Annotated in this window: 21 protein-coding genes; 11 read left to right on the top strand and 10 right to left on the bottom strand. The window is 69.8% G+C overall.

Annotation, left to right across the window (positions count from 1 at the left end; translation table 11 throughout):
* The first annotated feature begins 47 nt into the window (after positions 1 to 47).
* Both GFH49_RS13730 and msrA (GFH49_RS13735) read left to right on the top strand, forming a co-directional pair.
* Positions 48 to 1,225 (top strand): IS3 family transposase gene (locus tag GFH49_RS13730; RefSeq protein ID WP_155056154.1). Its coding sequence is split into 2 segments (ribosomal slippage): positions 48 to 309 and positions 309 to 1,225, totalling 1,179 coding nucleotides; the frame shifts between segments, so codons are not numbered across the junction.
* Positions 1,226 to 1,312: 87 nt separating this feature from the next.
* Positions 1,313 to 2,017, top strand: a complete 705-nt coding sequence (msrA, locus tag GFH49_RS13735; RefSeq protein WP_155056155.1) for a peptide-methionine (S)-S-oxide reductase MsrA — start codon at positions 1,313 to 1,315, stop codon at positions 2,015 to 2,017.
* Between the two features lie 87 nt (positions 2,018 to 2,104).
* Here the strand turns inward: msrA (GFH49_RS13735) and msrA (GFH49_RS13740) are convergent, their stop codons facing one another.
* Positions 2,105 to 2,617, bottom strand: coding sequence for a peptide-methionine (S)-S-oxide reductase MsrA (msrA, locus tag GFH49_RS13740; protein ID WP_155056156.1), 513 nt, complete (start codon positions 2,615 to 2,617; stop codon positions 2,105 to 2,107).
* Positions 2,618 to 2,862: 245 nt separating this feature from the next.
* On the opposite strand from msrA (GFH49_RS13740), the gene GFH49_RS13745 reads away from it, so the two are divergent.
* Positions 2,863 to 3,456, top strand: coding sequence for a DUF4291 domain-containing protein (locus tag GFH49_RS13745; RefSeq protein WP_155056157.1), 594 nt, complete (start codon positions 2,863 to 2,865; stop codon positions 3,454 to 3,456).
* Positions 3,457 to 3,698: 242 nt separating this feature from the next.
* On the opposite strand, the gene GFH49_RS13750 is transcribed toward GFH49_RS13745, so the two are convergent.
* The gene (locus GFH49_RS13750; RefSeq protein ID WP_155056158.1) at positions 3,699 to 4,082 is read right to left on the bottom strand and encodes a VOC family protein; all 384 of its coding nucleotides are present in this window, start codon (positions 4,080 to 4,082) and stop codon (positions 3,699 to 3,701) included.
* A gap of 113 nt (positions 4,083 to 4,195) precedes the next feature.
* On the opposite strand from GFH49_RS13750, the gene GFH49_RS13755 reads away from it, so the two are divergent.
* The 3 genes from GFH49_RS13755 to GFH49_RS13765 all read left to right on the top strand — a co-directional run bounded on the left by GFH49_RS13755 (position 4,196) and on the right by GFH49_RS13765 (position 7,730).
* Positions 4,196 to 5,245, top strand: coding sequence for an ABC transporter substrate-binding protein (locus GFH49_RS13755; protein ID WP_230396278.1), 1,050 nt, complete (start codon positions 4,196 to 4,198; stop codon positions 5,243 to 5,245).
* The gene (locus GFH49_RS13760) at positions 5,242 to 6,231 is read left to right on the top strand and encodes a FecCD family ABC transporter permease (protein ID WP_155056159.1); all 990 of its coding nucleotides are present in this window, start codon (positions 5,242 to 5,244) and stop codon (positions 6,229 to 6,231) included. The genes GFH49_RS13755 and GFH49_RS13760 overlap by 4 nt, the downstream gene beginning before the upstream one ends.
* A gap of 431 nt (positions 6,232 to 6,662) precedes the next feature.
* Positions 6,663 to 7,730 carry a FecCD family ABC transporter permease gene (locus GFH49_RS13765; RefSeq protein WP_408055905.1) on the top strand — a complete coding sequence of 356 codons (1,068 nt, stop codon included), beginning with the start codon at positions 6,663 to 6,665 and terminating at the stop codon, positions 7,728 to 7,730.
* A 47-nt stretch (positions 7,731 to 7,777) separates the two neighbouring features.
* Here the strand turns inward: GFH49_RS13765 and GFH49_RS13770 are convergent, their stop codons facing one another.
* Positions 7,778 to 8,818 (bottom strand): NAD(P)-dependent alcohol dehydrogenase, encoded by a 1,041-nt coding sequence (locus tag GFH49_RS13770; RefSeq protein WP_155056160.1) that lies wholly within the window; start codon positions 8,816 to 8,818, stop codon positions 7,778 to 7,780.
* A 170-nt stretch (positions 8,819 to 8,988) separates the two neighbouring features.
* On the opposite strand from GFH49_RS13770, the gene GFH49_RS13775 reads away from it, so the two are divergent.
* Positions 8,989 to 9,903 carry a helix-turn-helix domain-containing protein gene (locus tag GFH49_RS13775; protein ID WP_155056161.1) on the top strand — a complete coding sequence of 305 codons (915 nt, stop codon included), beginning with the start codon at positions 8,989 to 8,991 and terminating at the stop codon, positions 9,901 to 9,903.
* A gap of 361 nt (positions 9,904 to 10,264) precedes the next feature.
* Here GFH49_RS13775 and GFH49_RS13780 read toward each other — a convergent pair whose 3' ends face one another.
* Positions 10,265 to 11,053, bottom strand: a complete 789-nt coding sequence (locus GFH49_RS13780; RefSeq protein WP_155056162.1) for a group II truncated hemoglobin — start codon at positions 11,051 to 11,053, stop codon at positions 10,265 to 10,267.
* A 252-nt stretch (positions 11,054 to 11,305) separates the two neighbouring features.
* On the opposite strand from GFH49_RS13780, the gene GFH49_RS13785 reads away from it, so the two are divergent.
* Positions 11,306 to 14,614, top strand: coding sequence for a S8 family peptidase (locus tag GFH49_RS13785; protein ID WP_230396279.1), 3,309 nt, complete (start codon positions 11,306 to 11,308; stop codon positions 14,612 to 14,614).
* A 118-nt stretch (positions 14,615 to 14,732) separates the two neighbouring features.
* On the opposite strand, the gene GFH49_RS13790 is transcribed toward GFH49_RS13785, so the two are convergent.
* Together GFH49_RS13790 and GFH49_RS13795 are read right to left on the bottom strand one after the other, a co-directional pair.
* A complete protein-coding gene (locus tag GFH49_RS13790; RefSeq protein ID WP_155056163.1) occupies positions 14,733 to 15,983 on the bottom strand; it encodes a L,D-transpeptidase in 1,251 nt (416 codons plus the stop codon).
* A 245-nt stretch (positions 15,984 to 16,228) separates the two neighbouring features.
* Positions 16,229 to 16,606: a hypothetical protein gene (locus GFH49_RS13795; RefSeq protein WP_155056164.1), complete on the bottom strand. Its 378-nt coding sequence runs from the start codon at positions 16,604 to 16,606 to the stop codon at positions 16,229 to 16,231.
* Between the two features lie 109 nt (positions 16,607 to 16,715).
* On the opposite strand from GFH49_RS13795, the gene GFH49_RS13800 reads away from it, so the two are divergent.
* Together GFH49_RS13800 and GFH49_RS13805 are read left to right on the top strand one after the other, a co-directional pair.
* Positions 16,716 to 17,021 carry an LPXTG cell wall anchor domain-containing protein gene (locus GFH49_RS13800; RefSeq protein WP_230396280.1) on the top strand — a complete coding sequence of 102 codons (306 nt, stop codon included), beginning with the start codon at positions 16,716 to 16,718 and terminating at the stop codon, positions 17,019 to 17,021.
* A 43-nt stretch (positions 17,022 to 17,064) separates the two neighbouring features.
* Positions 17,065 to 17,832 (top strand): hypothetical protein, encoded by a 768-nt coding sequence (locus tag GFH49_RS13805; protein WP_155056165.1) that lies wholly within the window; start codon positions 17,065 to 17,067, stop codon positions 17,830 to 17,832.
* A gap of 81 nt (positions 17,833 to 17,913) precedes the next feature.
* On the opposite strand, the gene hutH is transcribed toward GFH49_RS13805, so the two are convergent.
* The 3 genes from hutH to GFH49_RS13820 all read right to left on the bottom strand — a co-directional run bounded on the left by hutH (position 17,914) and on the right by GFH49_RS13820 (position 21,996).
* Complete coding sequence (gene hutH, locus GFH49_RS13810; RefSeq protein WP_155056173.1) at positions 17,914 to 19,482, bottom strand: histidine ammonia-lyase; 1,569 nt, start codon at positions 19,480 to 19,482, stop codon at positions 17,914 to 17,916.
* Between the two features lie 116 nt (positions 19,483 to 19,598).
* On the bottom strand, positions 19,599 to 20,741 hold the full coding sequence (locus GFH49_RS13815) for a GGDEF domain-containing protein (protein ID WP_155056166.1): 1,143 nt from the start codon (positions 20,739 to 20,741) through the stop codon (positions 19,599 to 19,601).
* Positions 20,742 to 21,195: 454 nt separating this feature from the next.
* Entirely contained in the window at positions 21,196 to 21,996 is an 801-nt protein-coding gene (locus tag GFH49_RS13820; protein ID WP_155056167.1) for an enoyl-CoA hydratase/isomerase family protein, read from the bottom strand.
* 228 nt (positions 21,997 to 22,224) lie between these two features.
* On the opposite strand from GFH49_RS13820, the gene GFH49_RS13825 reads away from it, so the two are divergent.
* A complete protein-coding gene (locus GFH49_RS13825) occupies positions 22,225 to 22,764 on the top strand; it encodes a hypothetical protein (RefSeq protein ID WP_230396281.1) in 540 nt (179 codons plus the stop codon).
* A gap of 72 nt (positions 22,765 to 22,836) precedes the next feature.
* Here the strand turns inward: GFH49_RS13825 and GFH49_RS13830 are convergent, their stop codons facing one another.
* The gene (locus GFH49_RS13830) at positions 22,837 to 24,009 is read right to left on the bottom strand and encodes an adenylate/guanylate cyclase domain-containing protein (protein WP_155056168.1); all 1,173 of its coding nucleotides are present in this window, start codon (positions 24,007 to 24,009) and stop codon (positions 22,837 to 22,839) included.
* Positions 24,010 to 24,542: the final 533 nt, after the last annotated feature.

The raw sequence follows: 24,542 nt of genomic DNA on the forward strand, positions 1-24,542 counted from the left end.
CAGGGACCCAATAGGGTTGTCCTGTAAGGAATCGAGGGAAGAAGCAAGTGGCACGTCCAAGTCCGTACTCGCCGGAGTTCCGTGAAGAAGCGGTCCAACTGGCTTTGAAATCCAGCAAGCCGGTCGCTCATGTCGCCCGGGAACTCAACGTGAATCCCGAGACGCTCCGCACCTGGGTGCGCCAGCATGAGCGCGAGCACGGACAGCAGGCTGGGCCGCTGCCGGTGGACGAGCGTGCCGAATTGAAGGAGCTGCGACGCCGGAACCGAGAGCTTGAGCAGGAGAACGCCTTCCTGAAAAAAGCCGCAGCGTACTTCGCGAAGGATCCCCGGTAGCGAGCAAGTACGAGTTCATCGATTCGATGCGGCTCGACAACGCGGAGTGCGCGTACTCCGTCGAGTTCATGTGCAGAAAACTCGGCGTGTCCAAGTCCGGCTACTACGACTGGAGAAACCGGCCCGATTCCGCGACCGCCCAGCGGCGCGAGGAACTGCGGCTGCTCATCAAGAAGGCGTTCGACATGTCCGACGGCACCTATGGCTATCGGCGCGTCCACGCGCAGCTGCTGCGCTGGGGCGTCGCCGCCGGCCCGGAGCTGGTCCGCCAGCTGATGCGCGAGCTGGGCCTGGTGCCCTGCCAGCCGCGGCCGAAGCAGTGGTCTCTCACCCAGGCGGCACCCGGTCCGGTGCCGGACCTCGTGGGCCGCGACTTCACCGCCGAGGCACCCGGTGAAAAACTCGTCGGTGACATCACTTACATTCCCACCGGCGAGGGCTGGCTGTATCTGGCAACCGTTATCGACTGCTGCACCAAAGAGGTCATCGGCTATGCCATGGACGACCACTACCAGACGCCATTGATATCCCGGGCCATCCGTAAGGCGGCACGGAACAGGAAGCTCTCGAAGGGTGCCATATTTCACTCCGACCGGGGCAGCAACTACATGTCCGCCGAGTACGCAAAGGTTCTCGAGGGGTTGAGACTTCGCCGGTCGGCCGGGCGTACCGGGATCTGTTTCGACAACGCCATGGCGGAGTCGTTCTTCGGGGCCCTGAAGAACGAACGAGTGTCGCGGGTAACGTACTTGACTCGCGAGGCCGCCCGGCATGACATCACCCGGTACATCGAATTCTGGTACAATCGCAAGCGCCTTCACTCAGCCGTCGGCTATCGCCCTCCGCGAGAAGTCCACGCCGAACATGTGAAGTTGCGAATCGTCGCCTGAAGTAAACAGTCGCATCCCTGTCCGTGGAACGCGAGGCCCCTCAGACGCCCGGCCCATCGATTCGTCCGGTGCACGATTGGAGACCGCATGTTCCTGCACAGCCGTACGCCCCAGCTGCCGACCCCCGAGCAGGCACTGCAGGGCCGCCCCGAGCCGGCCTTCACAGTCCCCGACCGCCACACCGTCCTCGGCAACCCCCTCCTCGGCCCCTACCCCGAAGGCCTTGAGGTCGCCGACTTGGGCCTGGGCTGCTTCTGGGGCGCCGAGCGCAAGTTCTGGCAACTCCCGGCGGGCGTCTGGACCACCCTCGTCGGCTACCAGGGCGGTTACACCGAGAACCCCACCTACGAAGAGGTCTGCTCCGGCCTCACGGGCCACACGGAAGTGGTCCGCGTCGTCTTCGACCCGGAGGTGATCTCGTACGAAACCCTCCTGAAGACCTTCTGGGAGTCCCACGACCCCACCCAGGGCTTCCGCCAGGGCAACGACGTGGGCACCCAGTACCGCTCCGCCGTCCACACCCACACCCCCGCCCAGGCAACCACCGCGGAAGCCTCCCGCAAGGCCTACCAGCAGGTACTGACCGGCTCCGGCCACGGCACGATCACCACGGAGATCCTCCCTGCGCAGGGACGGCCCTTCTATCCGGCGGAGGGATATCACCAGCAGTACCTCGACAAGAACCCGGCCGGCTACTGCGGGATCGGGGGGACGGGGGTCAAGCTAGGTGACCCGTTCGAAACGAACTGGGGAGCGTCGTGCCCCACCGGAGTCGCCACGACCGACGGCTGAGCCGCACAGCGTCAGCACTGCCAGGCCCGGCAGTGCTGCACTTCCCAACGCCGGCCAGCCTCCGATTACCGCCGGACCACCTCGCGGTCAGCCCTCCGTGCGGGCAGGCAGCCGCCATCCCGAGCGCGGGAAGTGGCAGGTGTAGCCGTCCGGGTAACGCTGCAGGTAGTTCTGGTGCTCGGGCTCAGCCTCCCAGAACGGGCCGACCGGCTCCACCTCGGTGACGACCTTGCCGGGCCACAGTCCGGAGGCGTCCACATCCGCGATCGTGTCCTGGGCGATCCGCTTCTGCTCGTCATCCACGTAGTAGATCGCCGAGCGGTAGCTGAGGCCGATGTCGTTGCCTTGGCGGTTCTTGGTGCTCGGGTCGTGGATCTGGAAGAAGAACTCCAGAATCGCGCGGTAGTCGGTCTTCTCAGGGTCGAAAAGGATCTCAATGGCCTCCGCGTGCGTGCCGTGGTCACGGTACGTCGCGTTCGGCACGTCACCCCCCGTGTATCCGACCCGGGTCGCCGTCACACCCGGGAGCCGACGGATCAGCTCCTCCATTCCCCAGAAGCATCCACCAGCCAGTACGGCCCTCTGCGTCTGCGCAGCCATTACGGCCCTCCAATGTCTGTCCACTCGGTCGCCCGGGCTACTCGGCTCGTACACCACCGACGTCCCCTGCCCGCTGTTCTCAACAGACGAGGGTTCCAAGCGATTCCGTGCCCGTCCGACCCACCCTGCCGAGAGCCGTGACACCGGCTGCCCGCGCCGGTGCTGCGACCGGCGCCTCTCCGTCGCGGCGAACGGCAGTCGAAAATCAGTGGCCGCCTGAACCGGCCGACTCCACGCTGTACGCCATGGAAGAACCGCAACGCAGGATCCGTGCGGCCCACTCGGAATCCACGATCACCGTCTACCAGGCCTACTCCCCGGAGATCGGCCTGCCCGCCGTCCGCGACGGCCGTTTCCCCTCCGCGTGGAAGCGGGACAGGATGACATGGATCAAGCCCTCGTTCCTGTGGATGATGTACCGCTGCGGCTGGGGCGCGAAGGCGGGGCAGGAGACCGTCCTCGCTGTCGAGATCAGCCGTGACGGCTTCGAGTGGGCTCTGCGCCACGCGTGCCTGTCGAGCTACGCCCGCGGGGTACACCCCGACCGGGCCACCGGGCAGCGTCAGTTGAAGCGTGCGCCCGCTCGCGTGCAGTGGGACCCCGAGCGGGACCTGCACCTTCAGCCCCTGCCATACCGATCCCTGCAACTCGGCCTCTCCGGCGAGGCCGTACGAGGCTATGCGGACGAATGGACGGTCGCCATCCGCGACGTGACCCCACTCGCCCACGAGATCCAAGCCCTCGTCGAGGGTGGTGACCTGGACTCCGCCGCCCGACTCCTGCCCCAGGAACGCGCATATCCCGTTGGAGACGAGCTTCTTGCCCACCTACGCGGATGACGGAGGGACCTGCCGCCCATGGGTCACATGGCAGCACAGGCTCGGCGGGACGGGAGTGTCCTGCCCGATCGGTGTCGCTCCCGCCGACGGCTGACCCCGGCGCCTTCCGGTGGGTGAGTGGGTGAGTGGGTGGGTGAGTTCTTGGTCCGGCCTCATTGAGCCGGGCAACGACATCGACGGCGTCGCCCGGGGCTCCTGGTTCGAGGTGAACACCGCTGCGCATGCGCGGACTTCGAACAGCGTCAGCTTCCGCTCCCGTACGGCCGCGTGATGATTTCCAGGTTGTGGCCGTTCGGGTCGTCGAAGTACGTGCCACGGCCGCCGTCGTTGTGGTTGATCTCGCCGGGGCGGTTGTGGTGCGGGTCCGCCCAGTGGGGCAGCCCGGCGTCCTGGACACGGGTGAAGATCGTGTCGAAGTCGTCCTCGGAGACCAGGAACGCGTAGTGCTGCGGCGTGATCTCGCCGGATGTGTCCATGAAGTCGAGGGTCACCCCGTTGGGGACCTCGACGGGGATGAACGGGCCGTACGGCGGGCCGACTTCCAGTCCCAGGATGTCGGCGAGGAACCGGGCCGACGCCTTCTTGTCGTGTGCGACGACGATGGTGTGGTTCAGCTCGACGGTCATCGTGTGGGCCTCCTCACGCAACGCAGCCCCACGTACCAACATACTCCGAGGTGATTTAAGGTAAGCCTTACCTTAGCGAGTCGCGAGTTCACCTGTGCAGTTCGGAGAGAGTCGTGCGTGCGTTGCAGTGGAAGGCCCTCCTGGCCATGTCCCTCGCCGGAGGGTTGCTGGCCGGCTGCTCGTCGGCCTCCGACAACGATGCCAAGGCCGCCGAAGGGGCGCGCAACCCCGTCATGGGCGCCTCCTCGGACACCGGCGGGCCGTCCGCCGCGCCGAGCGCTCTCGCCGACGGCATGGGCTCCGACACCGACGTGGACGGCGCCTTCCCGCGGACGGTCAGGCACTTCGAGGGCAGTACGACCATCAAGAGCGAGCCGCGGAAGATCGCGGTCCTCAGCACCGGCCAGCTCGACGACCTGCTCTCCCTCGGCATCGTCCCGGCCGCCGCCACCCGCGGTGACAACGCCGGACTCGTACCGGACTATCTGGCGGACACCTTCCCGTCGTACAAGAAGAAGCTCGACGCGATGACCGACGTGGGAACCCGGCAGGCGCCCAACCTGGAAACGCTCGCCACCGCCGAGCCCGACCTGATCCTCGTCAACGACTCGCTCGGCGACCTCTACCCCAAGCTGTCGAAGATCGCGCCGACCGTCGTCACGGCCGGCAACGGCATCAACTGGAAGCGGGATCTGCTGCTGGTCGGTGACGCGGTCGGCAAGGGGCGGCAGGCGCAGAAGACGCTGGACGACATCGTCGCGGAGGCCGGCGAAAAGGGGGCCGGCCTCGGGGATCCCACCGTCTCCATGGTGCGGTTCACGCCCGACCGTACGCGCATGTTCGGCGTCTCCTCCTTCACCGGGTCCATCGCCGTCGACATGGGGCTGTCCCGGCCCAAGTCGCAGCAGTTCAACGCCATTTCGGAGGACATCGGGCCGGAGAGCGTCGATGTCGCCGACGGGGACTGGATCTTCTACTCCGTGCAGGGCGACGCCGGGGACACCGATGCGGCGAGCGTGCTCGCCGGGCCGCTGTGGAAGTCCATGAAGGCCGTCGAGGCCGGGCATGCCGTGCAGGTCGACGACGATCCCTGGTACCTCAACGCCGGTCCCACCGCCGCTCGTCTGGTCGTACGACAGCTCGCCGAGCACATCGGCAAGTGAGCCCGCGTCTCGTCTGGCCGGCGGTCACGCTCCTCGTGGCCGCCGTCGGCGTGCTCAGCCTCGCGGTGGGAACTCGGCCGGTGCCACCGTCCGCCGTCGTCGATGCGCTGTTGCACGGCGGGGGTTCGCCCGACGCGCTCGTCGTACGGTCGTTGCGGCTGCCGCGTACCGAGGTGGGGCTTGCGGCGGGCGCCGCGCTCGGGATCGCCGGGGCCGCGTTGCAGGCGGTCACCCGGAATCCGCTGGCCGATCCCGGGATCCTCGGGCTGAGCCAGGGGGCGGCGGCGGGGGTCGTCCTCGCGCTCGCCTTCGGGCTCGCGAACGGGTTCGGGGGGTACGTCTGGTACGCCTTCGCCGGGGCCGTGCTGGCCGCGTGCCTGGTGTACGGGATCGCCGCGCGCGGGCGGGGTGGTGCCTCGCCGGTGAAGCTGGCATTGGCCGGGACCGCGTTGTCGGCGATGACCGCGGGGGGTACGACCGTCGTCCTGACCTCCAGTTCGGCGACGTTGGATCAGTTCCGGTTCTGGCAGGTGGGGGCGCTGAGCGGGCGGGACGCGGGGACGGTGGGGCAGATGCTGCCGTTTCTGGCCGGGGGCGCGGTGCTGGTGGTGTTCTGCGCCCGGGGGCTGGATGCGCTGGCGTTGGGGGACGAGACCGCGCGGGCGCTCGGGCATCGGGTGGGGGTGGTGCGGGTGGTGGCGGCGTTCGGGGCGACGTTGCTGACGGCGGGGGCGGTTGCTGCGGCGGGGCCGATCGCGTTTGTGGGGCTGGCGGTGCCGCATGTCGCGCGGCGGCTGGTACCTCGGGGTGGGTATCGGAGTGTGCTGCCCCTGTCCGCGCTGCTCGGGGCGGGGCTGTTGCTCGGGGCGGATGTTGTGGGGCGGGTGGTGCGGGCTCCTGCGGAGGTGCCGGCGGGGGTGATGACCGCGTTGGTGGGGGTGCCGGTGCTGGTTCTGCTGGTACGCCGGAAGGGGGTGGCGGCGTGAGTGGTGGGTGGCGTTGGTGGGGGGCTGGGGCAGGGGCGGCGGGCCGGCGCGACGGGGTGCCGCGGGCTGGAACCGGCGGGAGGTCGGACGCGCAGCCCGGCGCTGACGGAGTGCCGCCTGCGCCCACCCGTGCCGCCCTAGGCGGCACGAATGCCCGCAGCTTGGGGGCACATGGTGCCCGGAGCTTCGCGGCACCGGCCTCCCGCAGCTTGGGGGCACATGGTGCCCGGAGCTTCGCGGCACCGGCCTCCCGCAGCTTGGGGGCACGTGGTGCCGGGAGCTTCGCGGCACCGGCCTCCCGCAGCTTGGGGACACATGGTGCCCGGAGCTTCGCGGCACCGGCCTCCCGCAGCTGGGGGGCACGTGGTGGCCGGAGCTTGGTCGCATCGGTTGCCCGCAGCTGGGGGGCACGTGGTGCTCGTGCCTCCGCTGTGCCAGTCATCCGCGGCTCGGCGGTGTCGACTCCCCGCGGATGGACGCCCCTGCGTCCCCGTCCCGGTTTCTCCGTTCTCGTCCACCGGCGTTCCGCGGCGGTTGCCGTCGGTCTGTCTTTGCTGCTCGGTGTGATCATGGTGACGTCGGCGTGTGTGGGGCAGACGTTTGTGTCGCCGGTCGAGGTGTGGCGGACGGTGCGGGGCGGGACCGGCCCTTATGAGCTGATCGTCAACGAGTTGCGGGTGCCGCGGATCGCGGTGGGGGCGTTGGTGGGGGCCGCCCTCGGGGTGGCGGGAGCCCTGGTGCAGAGCGTCACGCGCAATCCGCTCGCCAGTCCCGATGTGATCGGGGTCGGGCACGGGGCCGCGGCGGCGACCGTCCTCGCGCTGGCGACCGGGGTCGTCACCTCCCCCGGTGCGCTGCCGGTCGTGTCCGTGGCGGGCGGACTCGCCGCGGCCGGCCTCGTCTACGTACTGGCGTGGCGGGGCGGGATGCAGCCGAGCCGGTTCGTGCTCACGGGCGTGGGCATCGGGGTGGCGCTCTCCGCCGTCGTGCAGCTCTATCTCACCGACAGCGAACTGGAGGCCGCCGAGCAGGTCAAGCTGTGGCTGACCGGGAGTCTGAACGGACGGGGGTGGGAGCAGGCCGGGCCGCTCGCGGTCGTCATGGTGCTGTGCCTGCCCGGGCTGGTGTGGGCGAGCCGGGCGCTACGGCCGCTCGGGCTCGATCCGGACACCGCGGCCGGGCTGGGGGTGCGTGTGGACCGGGTGCGGCTCGGCCTCACCGTGCTCGGTGTCGTTCTCGCCGCCACCGCGACCGGCGCGGCGGGCCCCATCGGCTTCGTCGCCCTCACCGCACCGCAGCTGGCCCGCCGGCTCACCCGTACCCCCCAGCTCCCGCTCTTCAACGCCGCGTTGACCGGCGCGCTGATCCTCGTCACCGCCGACCTCGCCGCCCGCACGCTGCTGCCCCCGCTGGAGATCCCGGTGGGCGCGCTCACGTCCCTCGTCGGTGGGCCGTATCTGCTGTGGCTGCTGGGCCGCCGTAAGGAGACGGCACGCTGAGGGCCCCGGAGGTGCGGTCACCGCACCTCCGGGGCCCTCAGCACCGCTCAGATCGTCGCCGTGTCGATCACGAACCGGTACCGGACGTCGCTCGCCAGCACCCGCTCGTACGCGTCGTTGATCTGGTCCGCGCGGATCAGCTCGATCTCGGTGCCGAAGCCGTGCCCGGCGCAGAAGTCCAGCATCTCCTGGGTCTCCTGGATGCCGCCGATGCCGGAGCCGGCGAGGGTCTTGCGGCCGCCGATCACCGAGAAGAGGTTGAGGGAGACGGGCTCCTCGGGGGCGCCGACGTTCACGAAGGCGCCGTCCGTCTTGAGGAGGGACAGGAACTGGTCCAGGTCCAGCGGCGCCGAGACCGTGGAGAGGATCAGGTCGAAGGTGCCCCGGAGGTCCTCGAAGGTCTTCGGGTCGCTGGTGGCGTAGTAGTGCTCGGCGCCCAGCTTCAGGCCGTCGTCCTTCTTGCGCAGGGACTGCGACAGCACCGTCACCTCGGCGCCGAGCGCGTGGGCGATCTTGACGCCCATGTGGCCGAGGCCGCCCATGCCGAGGATCGCGACCTTCTTGCCGGGACCGGCGTTCCAGTGCTTGAGCGGGGAGTACGTGGTGATGCCGGCGCAGAGCAGGGGCGCGGCCTCGTCGAGCATCAGGCCGTCGGGGATGCGGACGACGAAGTTCTCGTCCACGACGATCTTCTGGGAGTAGCCGCCGTAGGTGGGCTCGCCGTCCTTGCCGATCGCGTTGTAGGTGCCGACGTTGCCGTTGAGGCAGTACTGCTCCAGGCCGGCCTTGCAGTTCTCGCACTCGCGGCAGGAGTCGACCATGCAGCCGACGCCCACGCGGTCCCCGACGGCGAACTTGGTGACACCGGGGCCGACCGCGGAGACCACGCCGGCGATCTCGTGGCCGGGCACCATCGGGAAGATGGCCTCACCCCAGCCCTCGCGGGCCTGGTGGATGTCCGAGTGGCAGATGCCCGCGAACCTGATGTCGATCAGCACATCGAATTCACGGACCGCGCGCCGCTCGATCGTCGTGCGTTCGAGCGGAGCCTTGGCGGCGGGTGCGGCGTATGCGGCAACAGTGGTCATGCCGGGGTTCTCCTAGCGGGATTGTGCGCCCGGCTGCCTTCTGACCGGGCACGACATCCAGCGTGCCGAACCCGGCGGCATTCACCCAGGCCACAGTTCTGTGTACGTTCACCGGTCCTACTACTGCCAGGGTCAGGCTCCGGCGCGTACGACCGTGAATACTTGAGGGCATGGACCAACAGCCCCAACCCGTGCACGAGACCGGCGGGGCCCTGGACCGGCGTGCCGAGCTCAGTGAGTTCCTGCGCACCCGGCGTGCCCGGCTGAAGCCGGAGGACGTCGGGCTGCCGCACTTCGGACGGCACCGCCGGGTGCCGGGGCTGCGCCGTGAGGAGCTGGCGCAGCTGGCCGGGGTGTCCGTGGCCTACTACACGCGCCTGGAGCAGGGCAACGGGCGGAACGTGTCGGCGGAGGTGCTGGACGCGATCGCGCGTGCGCTGCGGCTGACCGACGCCGAGCACGCCCACCTCACGCACCTGGCGAAGCCGAAGCAGCACAAGAAGAAGCAGGTCGCGCGGACGGAGCAGGTGCGGCCCGCGCTGGGGCAGCTGCTGGACTCCATCGACGGGGTGCCCGCGTACGTCACGGGCCGGCGTTCGGACATCCTCGCCTGGAACCGGATGGCGGCGGCGGTGTTCGGCGACTGGTCGGAGCTGCCGGTGCAGGAACGGAACTGGGCGCGGCTGGTGTTCCTGCGGCCGGAGTACCGGGATCTGTTCGTGGACTGGGACCAGAAGGCGTCCGACATGGTCGCCTATCTGCGTATGGACGCGGGCTGCCACCCGGACGACCCGCGGCTGTCCGCGCTGGTCGGCGAACTCTCGGTCAAGAGCGAGGAGTTCCGGCGGCTGTGGGCCACCCATGACGTCAAGGAGAAGGGCTACGGCGTCAAGCGCCTGAGGCATCCGCTGGTGGGCGAGCTGACCTTGAACTTCGAGTCGTTCCGCCTCGCCGACGGCACGGAGCAGTCTCTGCTGACGTACTACGCGGAGCCGGGGTCGCCGTCGGCGGAGGCGCTGCGGCTGCTGGCCAGTTGGGGGGCCGACGCGACGAAGGCGGGTACGGGCGGGCCGGCGACCGGCTGACCGCCACGCGCCAAGCGCTCCGCGGAATTGCCGTGGTCTGTCTGTCGTCTGTCGTCTGTCGTCTGTCGTCGGTCGTCGGTCGTCGGTCGTCGGTCGTCGGTCGTCGGTCGTCGGTCGTCGGTCGTCGGTCGTCTGTCGTCTGTCGTCTGTCGTCTGTCGTCTGTCGTCTGCGGGGCCGCCGTGGCTGGTCACTCCCTCACTCTCGGCTTCGCTCACAGCCGCACCTCGGCGTCCAGTGACCGAGCGGGGACCCCCATCGCGGCGGAGCCGCATACCGCAGCCGGCTTCGCCAGGGCCGCTCAGGCCGCTCAGGCCGCTCAGCCCGCTCAGGCCGCTCAGGCCGCTCGGCGTCTTGGGCCGCTCAGGGCCGGTGTGGCGGTGCCGCTCCCCAGGTCCACCTCGGCGCCGGCTGTTCGGCGGGTGGCTTCGCGTCCGGACCGGAGAAGTGGACGGCCAGCCGCGTCCCCCACTCCACGTACGCCAGGAACGCCGAGCGGAACTCCGCGTCCGTCGGCAGCCCCGCCTCGTCCGCGGCGTCCTGGATGAGGTTCACCCAGCGGCGGCGCTGGGCCTCGGTGATGTTCCGGACCATGGGGGCACCCCCTCTGGGGGAGCTCGGCGACCATGTGGCCGGGCCGCCCTGGGTCTCGGGGCAGACGGACGGACCGCCGAAGACCTCGCCGAACCAGAGGGCGACGTGCTCGGCGTGCTCGGGCGCGAGAGCTGCGAAGACGGGAGCGAGGAGGTCGTCCTTGAGGACCTTGTCGTAGAAGACCTCGGCCAGCCGGGCGAAGGCCTCCGTGCCGCCCGCCCAGGCGTACAGCGTGGCAACGGAGGCGCCCGTGCCGCGTACCGTCGTCGGCTTGTAGTGGCGCATCTCCTCGATGGTGCCGGTGTACGGGCGGATCTCGGCGAGGAAGCCGGCGAACAGCTCCGACTTCCGGAAGCCTTCCAGGTGGTCCTCGGTCGAGGTCCAGGTGATGCGCAGGATGAAGTGCTCGAAGTCCTCCTCGCAGCGCGCCAGTTCGTAGTCGACGCACTGCGGGGCCGCCGCCAGCTGTGCCGCGGCTCGGGTGTAGGCGGCCAGGAACTCCGCCGACTGCTGCTCGGGGATGCGGTACCGGATGTATTCGACGCTGTGCGCGGTCATGGGCCCAGCCAAGCACGGCGGCCCGGCGGAAGCTGCCCCTCCGGCGAGGCGCGGCTCAACCGGCGGCTCAACAGCGGCCCAGCAGGCGGCTCAACAGAACGAAACAGAACGAAGCTGTCCGCCCCCTGTGTATTGAGGTGTCTGATCATCTCCCGGCATACTGCGTCATCCGGGGGGTGCACGCGCATGCGTACGAGACAACCCCCCGCCGGGTGAAGGGGAATTCACCCGGTACCTCAGGTAGGGGGAAGTTTGCGCAGACAAGTGAAAAGTGCATACGCGGCCACCGTCGCCACGGCGGCCGCCGTCGCCCTCGCCGCGGGCATGACCAGCCCGGCGTCGGCGAAACCCGAGCAGAGCGCGGCGGCCACCGGCTCCGCGAAGCTCGCCGCGCCCCACCGCATCACCCTCATCACGGGTGACCGGGTCGCCGTGGACGCCAAGGGCCAAGTGGTGGGCCTGGAGCGGGCCGAGGGGCGTCAGCACATACCCGTGCAGGTCCGTGAGGCCGACGGGCACACGCTCGTCATACCCGCCGACGCGGCCCGTCTGGTCGCCACCGGCAAGCTCGACCAGCGGCTGTTCGACATCACCGAGTTGAACAAGTCCGCGACCCGCTCGTCCCAGAAGAACGGCCTGAAGGTCATCGTCGGCTACAAGGGCGCCGCCACGGCCGCCAAGTCCGACGTCCGGGACGCGGGCACGCTCCGCAGGACCCTCAGCACCCTCAACGCGGACGCCGTGCAGACGCCGCACGCGGACACGTCCGAGCTGTGGGACGCCGTCACCAACGGCGACAAGGCGGCTTCCGGCATCGCGCACATCTGGCTCGACGGTGTCCGCAAGGCCAGCCTCGACAAGTCCGTGCCCCAGATCGGCGCCGACAAGGCGTGGGCGGCTGGCTATGACGGCAAGGGCGTCAAGATCGCCGTCCTGGACACCGGCGTGGACACCACCCACGCCGATCTGAAGTCCCAGGTCGTCGAGTCGAAGAACTTCACACCGGCGGCCGACGCCACCGACCACTACGGCCACGGCACGCATGTCGCGTCCATCGCGGCGGGCACCGGCGCCACGTCGGGAGGCAAGTACAAGGGCGTCGCTCCGGGCGCCAAGATCCTCAACGGCAAGGTCCTCGACGACAACGGCTTCGGTGACGACTCCGGCATCCTCGCCGGCATGGAGTGGGCGGCGGCACAGGGCGCCGACGTCATCAACATGAGCCTGGGCGGCGGCGACACCCCGGAGGTCGACCCGCTGGAGGCGGCGGTCAACAAGATCTCCGCCGAGACGGGCGCCCTCTTCGCGATCGCCGCGGGCAACTCCGGCCCGGAGACGGTCGGTTCGCCCGGCTCCGCGGACGCCGCGCTCACCGTCGGTGCCGTCGACGACCAGGACGTCCTCGCCCCGTTCTCCAGCACCGGCCCGCGCGTCGGGGACGGCGCCATCAAGCCGGACGTCACCGCGCCGGGCGTGGACATCACGGCCGCGTCCGCCAAGGGCAGCGTCATCGCGCAGGAAGTCGGCGAGAAGCCGGCCGGCTACCTGACGATTTCCGGTACGTCGATGGCGACCCCGCATGTCGCGGGCGCGGCGGCGATCCTGAAGCAGCAGCACCCGGACTGGACGTACACCGAGATCAAGGGCGCGCTGACCGGTTCCGCCAAGGGCGGCACGTACACGCCGTTCGAGCAGGGTTCGGGCCGGATCCAGGTCGACAAGGCCGTCAAGCAGACCGTGATCGCCGACCCGGTGTCGGTGAGCTTCGGGGTGCAGCAGTGGCCGCACACCGACGACACGCCGGTCACCAAGGAGCTGACGTACCGCAACCTCGGTACGGAGGACGTCACGCTCAAACTGTCCTCCACGGCGACCGACCCGAAGGGGCAGGCCGCTCCGGCCGGCTTCTTCAAGCTGGGCGCCACCACGGTGACCGTCCCGGCGGGCGGCAAGGCCACCGTCGAGATGACCGTCGACACGAAGCTGGGCGGCACGCTCGACGGCGCCTACTCGGCGTACGTGACGGCGACGGGCGGCGGCCAGAGCGTCCGTACGGCGGCGGCGGTGCAGCGTGAGGCCGAGTCGTACGACGTCACGGTCAAGCACATCGGCAGGGACGGGCAGCCGTCCGAGTACAACACCGTGCTCTTCGGCTACTCGGGCCTGGGCAAGGACCGCATGTACTCGGTCCCGCCCGCCGAGTCCGGCACGACCACCATGCGCGTGGCCAAGGGCACGTACCTGCTGGACGCCTGGATCGCGGAGGACTTCACGACCTTCGAGGGCGGCATCGACTGGCTGGTCCAGCCGAGGCTGACCGTCACCAAGAACACCTCGGTGACGATCGACGCCCGTAAGACCAAGGCGGCCGACATCACGGTGCCGGACGCGGCGGCGAAGCCGTCGTCCGCGATGATCGGCTACACGTACCAGGCGGCGGGCCTCGGCATCGGCGTCGCCCTCGACTCCTTCGCCAATGTGCGCATGGCGCCCCTCGGCGGGGAGGTCAACGGCCTCAGCCAGACCTGGAGCGGCCAGTGGACCAAGGGTGCCGGCACCGAGTACGACGTCGCCACCACCGCCAAGGTCAAGAAGGTCCAGGGCGACAAGGTCCGCCACTTCAAGGCGAACGAACTCGCCAAGGTGAAGAACGACATCGGTGCCGGCGCCTCCGGCAAGACCGGCGGAATCCTCACCATCGGCGCCCTCCCCGAGGACGTCGTCATCGGCTCCCCGGTCGAGCAGAAGCTGCCCGGCACGCGGACGCTGTACCTGTCGACGACCGACGACATCGAGTGGACGTACGACGTCGAGCAGTACGGCGGCAAGGACGCGAACGGCTTCCCGCTCCTGGAGGCGTACTACACGCTCGGCGACACGCAGAAGTTCCAGGGCGGCAAGACCTACAAGAAGACCTTCAACCGGGCGGTCTTCGGCCCGCATCTGAACTCCGGGTTCGGGCTGTTCCGCGAGGGCAACGACATCTACGGGTACCTGCCGCTGTTCGCGGACAGCGTGGGTCACGCCGGCGATTCGCTGTTCACCTCGGTGAACACCTCGCTCTACCGCAACGGCGCCAAGGTCGGCACCAACGACGACCCGATGTACGGCGAGAAGGCGTTCAGGGTCCCGGCCGGCGACGCCGAGTACAGGCTGACGACGTCGGTCAAGCGGAGCGTCAAGGTCGCGGCGGCGTCCACGCGGATCGACGCGAGCTGGACCTTCCGCTCCAAGAAGCCGTCCGGCGACCTCGCCAAGCTCCCGGCGTCCACGGTCCGCTTCAACGCGGCCACGGGTCCGGACAACCGCGTCGCGGCCGGCAAGACGGCCAAGGTCCCGGTCGTCGTCGAGGGCGCCGCCAAGGGCAGCAACCTCAAGTCGCTGGCGGTGTACGTGTCGTACGACTACGGCCAGACCTGGAAGAAGGTCACCGTCAAGGACGGCAAGATCAGCGTGAAGAACCCCGCGAAGGGGAAGGCGATCTCCTTCCACGCCAAGATCACCGACAAGAAGAACAACAAGTCGACGATCTCGATCTACAACGCGTACTACGCCAAGTAGCACGCCGGGCAACAGGCAATAAGTGAGCGGCCTGTCCGGGACCTCAAGTCCCGGACAGGCCGCTTCTCTTGCTTCTTGCTTCTTGCTTCTTGCTTCTTGCTTCAGGTGGAGACCGGCGTCAGACCGCCGAGCCCGCCTTCCACTGCTCCCAGTCCATGTTCCAGCCGTTGAGGCCGTTGTCCGGCGCGATGGTCTGGTCGCCGGTGTTCTGGACGACCACGACGTCACCGATGATCGAGTTGTTGTAGAACCAGTAGCCGGCCGTGCCCGTGTCGTTGGCACCCTTGGTGTCGTTCAGGCCGACGCAGCCGTGGCTGGTGTTGACGCTGCCGAAGACCGAGTCCGCGCCCCAGTAGTTGCCGTGGATGAAGGTGCCGGACGTGGACAGGCGCATGGCGTGCGGGACGTCCTTGATGTCGTACTCGCCCTTGCCGTCGTCGTCGGTGAAGCCGACCGTCGCGCCGTTCATCCGGGTCTCCTTGAACTTCTCGGAGATCACCATCTGGCCTTCGTACGTCTTGTTCTCGGGCGAACCGGCGGAGATCGGGATGGTCCTGACGACGTTGCCGTCCTGCATGACCTTCATCTGCTTGGTCTCGGCGTCGACGTACGACACCTGGTTGCGGCCGATGGTGAAGGTGACCGTCTTCTGCTGGACTCCGTAGACACCCTCGGCGCCCTCGACGCCGTCGAGCGCGAGGTCCAGGGTGACGGTGGAGCCTTCCTGCCAGTACTCGTCCGGCCGGCAGTCCATGCGCGTGTCGTTGAACCAGTGGCAGACGACTTCCTGGCCGCTGCTGGAGGTGACGGTGACGCCCTTCTGGACGTCCGCCTTGTTGGTGATCGCCTTGTCGAAGTTGAGCGACACCGGCATGCCCACACCGACCGTGGAGCCGTCCTCCGGCGTGAAGTAGCCGAGGAAGCTGTTGTCCGGGGAGACCGTGGAGAACGAGGCGTTCTCGTGGGCGACGCGGCCGTCGGAGTCCTTCGCCTCCGCCGCCACCTTGTAAGTGGTGGACCGCTCCAGCTGGCCACTGGGCTTCCAACTGGTCTTGTCGGCGGATATCTCGCCCTCGACGGCGGCGCCGTCGGACGTCGTCATCGTCACCTCGGTGAGCGTGCCCTTGCTCACGGTGACAGCGGCCGAGTTGTTGATGGAGGCGTTGTCCGAGCCGTCCTTCGGCGTGATCTCGATCTGGGCCTCGGAGGTCTTCTCGGCCGCCGCCTCGTCCACCTTGGCCTGCGAGGTGTCCTTGCCGCCGTCGGAGGCGCTGCTGTCGTCGCTGCCGGAGCAGGCCGAGAGCACCAGGACACCGCCGAGCAGTGCGGACGCGGTCATCAGACCCCTGCGCCGCTTACTGTCCGTCATCACACGCTTCTCCATCGTTGCCGAATCCCCAAAACCCCATGAGTCCCCGTTGACAAACACCCGCAAGAAACCTCAACGCTAAGACCGGTTCAGCCCGTTCCACATCCCGCGGATGTGTGGGGCACACCACGTTCGCCGGGCGGTGGCGCCCATACCGATGGTGCCCATACCGGTCGGTGCGCCCCATGAGACGACGAAACCCCGGACGGCGGTTGCGCCCGGGGTCACGATTTCCCCGAAAAGCGTCAGCCGAACACCTTCGCGGCGTCTTCGTCGTCTCCGTCGTCCTCGTCGCCACCATCGTCCTCGTCGCCATCATCCTCGTCGAGGTCCCACTCGGGCGAATCGGGGTCGTAGTCGATCTGTTCACTGCTCCAGGAGGCCTGTTGGAGCTCGATTCCGGGCACCTCGCCGATCAGGTCGAACGGGTCCACGAGATACGCGAGGGCCTCCGCCGTGTCTTCCGTCACAGCACTCTGCGCATGGACCCGTTCGCCCTGCGGCATATCAGCGTCATCCGCGATGCGCTGAAGTGCCGCTTTCGTGAGGCCGTCGGCATCGTCGACCTCGATCACCAGCTCCACGCGAAGCCGTACAAAACGTGATGTCTCAGGAGTGCTCATGCCCGGAGCGTACGACGCATGGCTCCCGTGACTTTCCCGTGACCCGCGCCTTTCACTACCATCGGCCCACACGGTCAATTCTCCAGCGCCACAAGGGGATCGATATTCAGTGTCATCCGTTCGCCGTCCGTTGCTGACCGCCGCCGCCGCGGGCACCCTGCTGGGCGCCCTGTGGTTCGTCCCGTCCGCCAACGCGTCGATGGACGACCCGGCGGGAGCGGAACCCTCGGCCACACCGACGTCGCAGGTCACCACGCAGGCCCGGGTCACCACGGAGGCGTCCGTCGACGGCGCCCGACTCGCCGACACCGGCAGCTTCGACACCACTCCGTATGTCGTCGGCGGCGCGCTCTCCCTCGGCATCGGTGCCGGATTCGTGGTGTATTCGGTACGTCGTGAGCGGCTGGGTTTTTAACCTGCTTGACGTGTCCTTGACTTGGGCCGCATAGTTCCGCCCCATGAAGAGATCATCGGGCGTGCGTACCGCCGCCACGGTCACCGTGAGCGTGCTGTCGCTCGCCCTAGTCACCGCGTGTTCCACCGAGGAGTCCAGCGGCTCCAAGTCACTGGGCTCGGAATCCGCCGCACCGGCCGAGGCCGCCAAGGCGTTCAGCGCATCCGAGTTGGAGAAGCTGCTCCTCGCTCAGGGCGAGGTCAAGGGTTACCAGGTCGACTCGGGGGACGACACCCTCCCGAAGTCCAAGACCGAGGTGAAGACGGACAACGCGCAGTGCGACCCGCTCGCCTGGGCCACGGCCGGTCTCGCCCCGGGCGACACGGACGCGAACGCCAGCAACAGCGTCACGGAGGACAAGGCGTCGACCGCCACCGCGCAGCCCGAGGACGCCGAGGACATCTTCGACGTCGACGTGACGTACGTGGGCCTGTCCTCGTACGAGGGCGACGGCGCCGCGCAGGCGATGAAGGCCGTGTCCGACGGCGTCTCGGCCTGCTCCGGCGGGTACGGCCTCGCCGCCGGCGGCGAGGACTCGAAGGTCACCAAGGTCAGCTCCCTGGAGGGCTCCGGGCTGGGCGAGGAGTCGGTGGCGTTCGCCGAGGACGTCGACATGGACGGCGAGGGCACGGCCACCTTCCACACCGAGGTGGTGCGCGAGGGCAACACCATCGCCACGTTCTACACCGTGAACTTCGCCTCGTTCGGTACCGGCGAGGCGGCCGAGATCCCGGCGTCCGTGGTCGAGGCGCAGATCACCAAGCTCAAGTAGTCTCCGGAGACTCCAGAGTCTCCGGGGCCCTGCCGGTCGTACGGCAGGGCCCGGGGACGTCCTACAGCCCCCGGGGCCGTCCTACAGCAGCGGCCCGGTGACGGTCTCCACCGCCGCCAGCAACCGCCCGTCCCGCACGAACGCGTCCGCCGCCGCGAGGTCGGGCGCCAGGAACCGGTCCGGACCGGGGCCCCCGACCCCCGCCGCCCGCACGGCGTCGATGACGGCCCGCGACGCCGGCGCCGGACTCAGCCCCTCGCGCAACTCGACCGCGCGCGTGGCGGCGTACAGCTCGATGGCGACGACCCGCGTGAGGTTGTCCACGGCCGTACGCAGCTTGCGGGCCGCCGACCAGCCCATGGAGACATGGTCCTCCTGCATCGCGGAGGACGGAATCGAGTCCGCCGACGCCGGTACGGCCAGCCGCTTCATCTCGCTCACCAGCGCGGCCTGCGTGTACTGCGCGATCATCAGCCCGCTGTCCACCCCCGCGTCGTCCGCGAGGAACGGCGGCAGCCCATGGCTGCGGTTCTTGTCGAGCAGCCGGTCGGTACGGCGCTCGGCGATCGACGCGAGATCGGCGGCGGCGATGGCGAGGAAGTCGAGGACGTAAGCCACGGGCGCCCCATGGAAGTTGCCATTGGACTCGACGCGCCCTCCCCCAGTGCCGAAAGCCTGGGAGGTGCCCCCAGGCAGTACGACGGGATTGTCGACGGCGGAGGCGAGTTCGCGCTCGGCGACCAGCCGGGCGTGGGCCATGGTGTCGCGTCCGGCGCCGGCGACCTGGGGAGCGCACCGCACGGAGTACGCGTCCTGGACGCGGGGCGCGTCGTCCTGGTGATGCCCGGTCAGGCCCGAACCCTTCAGCACGGCCAGCATGTTGGCGGCGGAGGCGCTCTGCCCCGGGTGCGGCCGGATGGCGTGCAGTTCGGGCGCGAGGACCTTGTCCGTGCCGAGCAGGGCTTCGAGGCTGAGGGCGGCGGTGATGTCGGCGGACTTGTAGAGCGTGTCGAGGTCGGCGAGGGCCATCACCAGCATGCCGAGCATGCCGTCGGTGCCGTTGAGGAGGGCGAGCCCTTCCTTTTCCCGGAGTTCGACGGGTGCGATGCCGTGCGCGGCGAGAAGCTCGCCGGCGGGCCCTAGAGTCCCGTCCGGACCCTCCGCCTCCCCCTCGCCCATGAGTGTGAGGGCGCAGTGCGACAGCGGGGCCAGGTCGCCGGAGCAGCCGAGGGAGCCGTACTCGTGCACGACGGGGGTGATCCCCGCGTTGAGGATGTCGGCCATGGTCTGCGCGACCTCGGGCCGTACGCCGGTGTGCCCCGAGCAGAGGGTTTTCAGCCGCAGGAACATCAGGCCTCGTACGACCTCCCGCTCCACCCTCTCCCCCATCCCGGCGGCGTGCGAGCGGACGATGTTGCGCTGCAGCCGGGCCCGCAGCTCCTGGCTGATGTGCCGGGTCGCCAGGGCGCCGAAGCCGGTGCTCACGCCGTAGACGGGGTCGGGCTTGGCGGCCAGCGCGTCCACGATCTCGCGGGCCGCGGCGAGCGCGGTCACGGCCTCCGCGGAGAGCTCGACCCGGGCGCCGGCGCGCGCCACGGCGAGGACGTCGGACGCGCTGACCCCGGAAGTCCCCACCACCACACTATGCATATCCATATTCAGAAGCGTACGCAGTGAATTCGAAGATGTCACGAGTGGGGTCGGCTTTCACCCCTTACCGATCTGGTCACACCGGTTACCGGTCCGCCCCCACCGGCAGACCACGATCAGCGCCGCCCCCGGAACCGGCGCCGCTCGGCACCGTGGTCGCCGGACGGCTCATCGGCCAGCCGTACGACGGGATCCTCCGGGCCTTCACGCCCCGCGACGACCGGCTTCGTGGCCCGCACGGCCTTGGCGCGGTACTGGGCGGCATCCGCGAGCCGGAACAGCCGCCGGGCCGAGCGAACGGGCCCGATGGGATCCTCCGTCGACGCCACCCCACAGGCGACCCCCTCCCCCAGCTCCAGCTCGGCGGCCCGGCGGCAGAGTTCGTCGGCGGCCCGTACGACCTCGTCGGCGGGCGGCCCGACCGCGAGCAGACAGAACTCGTCACCGCCGAGACGGGCGGCGAGCGTGCCGGGCAGCATGGCCCCGCACAGCGACAGAACCGACCCGAACCGTTCGAGCAGCCGATCCCCCACGGCATGCCCGCGGGTGTCGTTGACCCGCTTGAGCCCATTGAGGTCACAGACGACCAGACTGACGACGACCCCCTGACCGCGGTGCCGCTCGACGGCTTCCTCCAGGCGTACGTCGACGGCCCGGCGGTTGGCGAGCCCGGTGAGCGCGTCGGTGTACGCCAGCCTCCTCACCTCCTCCAGCCGCTCGGCCTGGGCGATCCCGGCGGCGACGACGGCGGCGAGCACGGTGGCGAAGTCGGCGTCGGCCCGGTCGAACACGGGCTCACCGACCGGCCGGGCGACATACAGCTCCCCCCAGGCCCGCCCGTTCAGCACGATCGGGGCGACGACACAGCAGCCACGGCCGCGGCGGCGCAGGGCGGCGACGCGCTGATGGATATAGCCGGGCCGCCCCGCCGCGGGCCCGTCAGCGGTCTCGACCCAGGCGTCGGGTTCACCGCCCCCCGCCCACCGCTCGTGCAGAAACTCGGTGATCTCGGGGAACTGATGCACCGGGTACGCCTCGTCCTCAGGGAACTCCACCTCCCCGGCCACCCGCTCCCCCACGTTCACCAGCACCCTCAGCCGTCCCAGATCCCGCTCCCACACCGACAGCGCCGCAAAACTCCCCCCCAACGCCCGACACGCCCCCACAGCCGCCGCCCGCCACGCATCCCGCGCCCCATGCGCAGCCGCCATACCCTGCGCCAACGCCACAACGGCCGCGAGCCGGATGTCCTCACCCATCACTCCAGGCTAGGAGAAAATGGACGAACCAGGACATTGATGCGGCGAACAGGTGGGCACCTGCCAGCTGCCCGGCACTTGAGGACGAGGCCGTCGAGCCCGGCGGGGCACGGGGGCGGAGCCCACCACCGACGGGGCGCAGGGGAAAACCCCGCCAGGGGCCAGTGCCGGGGCTCCGGCGGTGGGCAGAGGCGAGTGGCAGGGGCAGAACTCCGGGGCCCAGTGCCGGGGCTCTGCCTGGGCGCAGAGGAGGCCTCCGGCGGCCCGAGCCCTCGGGCGGTCGCAGGGGTGTAACCCCGCGCGGGTGGCCAGGAGGCGCAGCCCTCTGACGGGGCGCAGGGGAGGAGCCCTGAGGCGCAGCCCTCTGGCGGGGTCGAAGGGGCGGAGCCCCTGGAGATGGGATGGGTAGGGGCGGCGGGGGCGAGAAAGCGGCCCGTGCCGACACACGTACCGACTACTCCCCCGGCCACTCCGCCCGCCGCTTCTCGTTGAACGCCGCCACCCCCTCCGCCCGGTCCCCGGAGAACGCCACCGTGCGCCACGCCGCGTCCTCGACCTCCAACCCGGCCCGCAGATCAAGCCCGAACCCCACCCGCAACGCCCGCTTGGCCGCCCGCAGCCCCACCGGAGAATTCGCCGCGATCCGGGACGCCAGCTCCAGCGCCTCGTCCCGGTCCCGCCCCGCCTCCACCAGCTGATCGACCATCCCCAACTCCCGCGCCTCAACCGCCTCGACCCGCCGCGCCGAGAAGATCAGCTCGGCCGCCCGCGCCGCCCCCACCCGCCGCGGCAGCAGCTGCGTACCCCCACCACCCGGAATCACCCCCACCGACACCTCGGGCAGCCCCACGACCGCCGTCCGGTCGGCCACGATCACGTCACACGACAGCGCCAGCTCGAACCCGCCCCCCAGCGCAAACCCGTGCACCGCCGCGATCACCGGCACCGGCAGCTCCAGCACCCCGGTGTAGGCCCCCCGCGCCACCGGCCGCTGCCGCACCAGTTCGGCGTCGCTGAAGGAGTTCCGCTCCTTCAGGTCGGCCCCCACACAGAACGCCCGCTCATGGCTCGACGTCAGCACGACCGCCCGTACGCCCTTGTCGTCCCCCAGCGCCGTACACGCCGCCGCAATGGAGCGGGCCATCTCCGTCGACACGGCGTTCATGGCCTTGGGCCGGTCCAGGACCAGCTCGGCGACATGCCCCTCCCCGTGCCGCCGCACCAGCACGTACTCCCCGAACCGTTCCTCGCTCATGACACCCTCCCGGTTAACGCGTGTTAACAACAGTATGCGCCCGATCATCGCAGCCATCCCGGGCCGGGAAAAGGCCGACGCCGGTTCCCGGCCCGGCCCGCTCGGCCCCGCGGACGCCCCCGGACTCCCCGGACTCCCCCTTCGAGTGACATCCCGCCCGACTCCCACCCGATCGCCCACGGAAGCGCATAACGTGCGCTGCGCCACGCGCAACGGGGAGGCATCGCGGTGACGGACCAGAACACACCAGCACGTCAGCGCGGTCGCCACCGCAAACCCCGCCCCCGCAAGCTGCTGCTCGCCGCCGGAGGCCTCGCCGTGGCCGTCGGCGTACTGAGCCTCGTACGCCTGACCCCCGACTCCGACGTCGCCGCTCTCGACGCCACCGAGTCGGAACTGCCCCATCTGGACCCCGCCACCGACCGCGAGACGAATACGGCAGCCACCGCCGCGGCCACCACGGCGGCCGTCCCCACCGCGATCCCGGCAACACCGGCGTCGGTGGCGGGCGCCCCCAGTCCCAGCACGCCACCAGCCCCCGCGGGGAGACCCTTCACACCATCCACGAGGACGACCCCGGCGCCGGCACAAGCGCCGACCACCATCCCCGAGACACCCGCCCCGCAGCCGACGCCCACGACTCCGGCGCCCACTCAGCCCACTCCGCCCATCCGGCCCACCAACTCCCCGACCCCGGCACCGGATCAGCCCCGCGTCTGCATCCCGGTGATCGGCCTGTGCGTGGACCCGCTGACGACCGACGACTGAGCGAACTGCAATGCCGGGTTCGAGCGTGGGGGAGCGACCAGCCACCACGCACCCGCACTCGGCAGACGACCGTCAGCCCGACGACGCCCGCCGCGTAAGCAGCCACGGCTCAACCACGCCCAGCCCCCGCACCGGCCGCTGCCACATCGGCTGCAGCGCAAAGCGATACACCGGCGGCTCCTCGCCCTCCTTCTCCGCGGCAGCCGCCGCCTCAGCGGCCTCCGCCTCGGAAGCAGGCGCGTCCCCGGTCCGGATCAGCTCCTCCGCGAACGCGCTGTCGACCAGCACGGCATCACGGGGGGCTATCGACGTCAGCCGGGACGCCAGATTCACCGTCGTACCGAAGACATCGCCCATACGGGTGGTCACCGTGCCGAACGCGATGCCGACGCGGAGCTCCGGCATCGTCTCGTCGTTCGCCATCGTCTCGATCAGACGCAGCGCGATCTCCGCGGCGACGCCCGCGTCATCGGCGCTGTAGAGCACCTCGTCACCGAGTGTCTTGACGAGTCGCCCGCCGTGCGCGGCCACCAGATCGGCGGCGGTGGTCTCGAAGGCCTCGACGAGCTCGCCGAGTTCCTCTTCCTCCATACGGCGGGTCAGGCGCGTGAAACCGACGAGATCCGCGAAGCCGACGGCGAGGCGGCGGTCGACCATCTCCTCGTCGTCGGCGGCCTGGATGACCCGGCCGGCCGAGGCGGCGAGCTGGCGCCGCCAGACGTAGACGAGGAACTCCTCCAGCTCCGGCAGGAGCAGCTCGATGATCGGGTACGTCACCTCGGTGCGCGTCATGCCGGGCTCGGGCGGCTCGGTCAGGCCCTCCAGGAAGGAGTCGATCTGCCACTCGGCCAGCCGGGCGGTGGTCTGCCCGGTGGAGCGCGCCACCTGCACGGCCATCGCCTCGCTCAGCAGCCCCGCCTCCACCAGACCGGCGAGCCGCCGCAGCGCCAGTACGTCGGCCTCCGTGAGCGCCTTGGCCTGGCCGATGTCGGCGAAGCCCATCGCCCGCCAGAAGCGGGAGGCCAGCTCCATGGAGACACCCGCGCTGCGGGCCGCCTGGAAGGGCGTGTAACGCCGCTCCGCGCCGATGATGAGCTGTTCGAGGCGGAGGGCGAGGGGGTCCTCGCCGGGGTCGGTGGCGTCGGGGTCACGCCGGTCGTAGGGGTCGCCCCGCTCGATCGAAGCCGAGAGAGCATCCACCCGGCCGTCCGGGTCCCTGCCGGAGCCCGTGTCGTCGACGGTCACGCCTGCTGCCCTTCCGATCTGCCGCGGTCAGGTATCGACCGCGGTCAACTTTACGGCAGATGTGCGGCAGGTCACTCCGTGGCCGCGAAAGCTTTCGTGACCGGCGACCGGGCATGCACCGGCTCCAGTGAGGAAGGAACCGGCGTCGGTGCCGCCCCTGCGGGGGGCTGCCGCGCCCAGACCCCCGCTTCGGCCTTCGGCCTCGTCCTCAAACGCCGGACGGGCTGAATTTGCAGACCGGCGTCGACAAGCACCGCACAGTCTGAAGCGTGCGCGCCGCCCACAAACGAAACGAACCCGCACAGGCCGAAGCATCCACGCCACCCAGAGACGAACCCGCACGGACTGAAGCGCCCACGTCGCTCGCCAAGCGAACCCACACGAGCTGACGGACAACACGCCGGGCGCAAGCGACCCACACGGTCCGACGGACAACACACCGCGCACAACGCACCCGCAAACGCACCCAACAAACCCACCCACACGAGCCGACAGACACCCCGCCCGGCGCAAGCGAACCCACACGGACCGAC

Source organism: Streptomyces blattellae (assembly GCF_009709555.1).
Lineage (GTDB): Bacteria > Actinomycetota > Actinomycetes > Streptomycetales > Streptomycetaceae > Streptomyces > Streptomyces blattellae.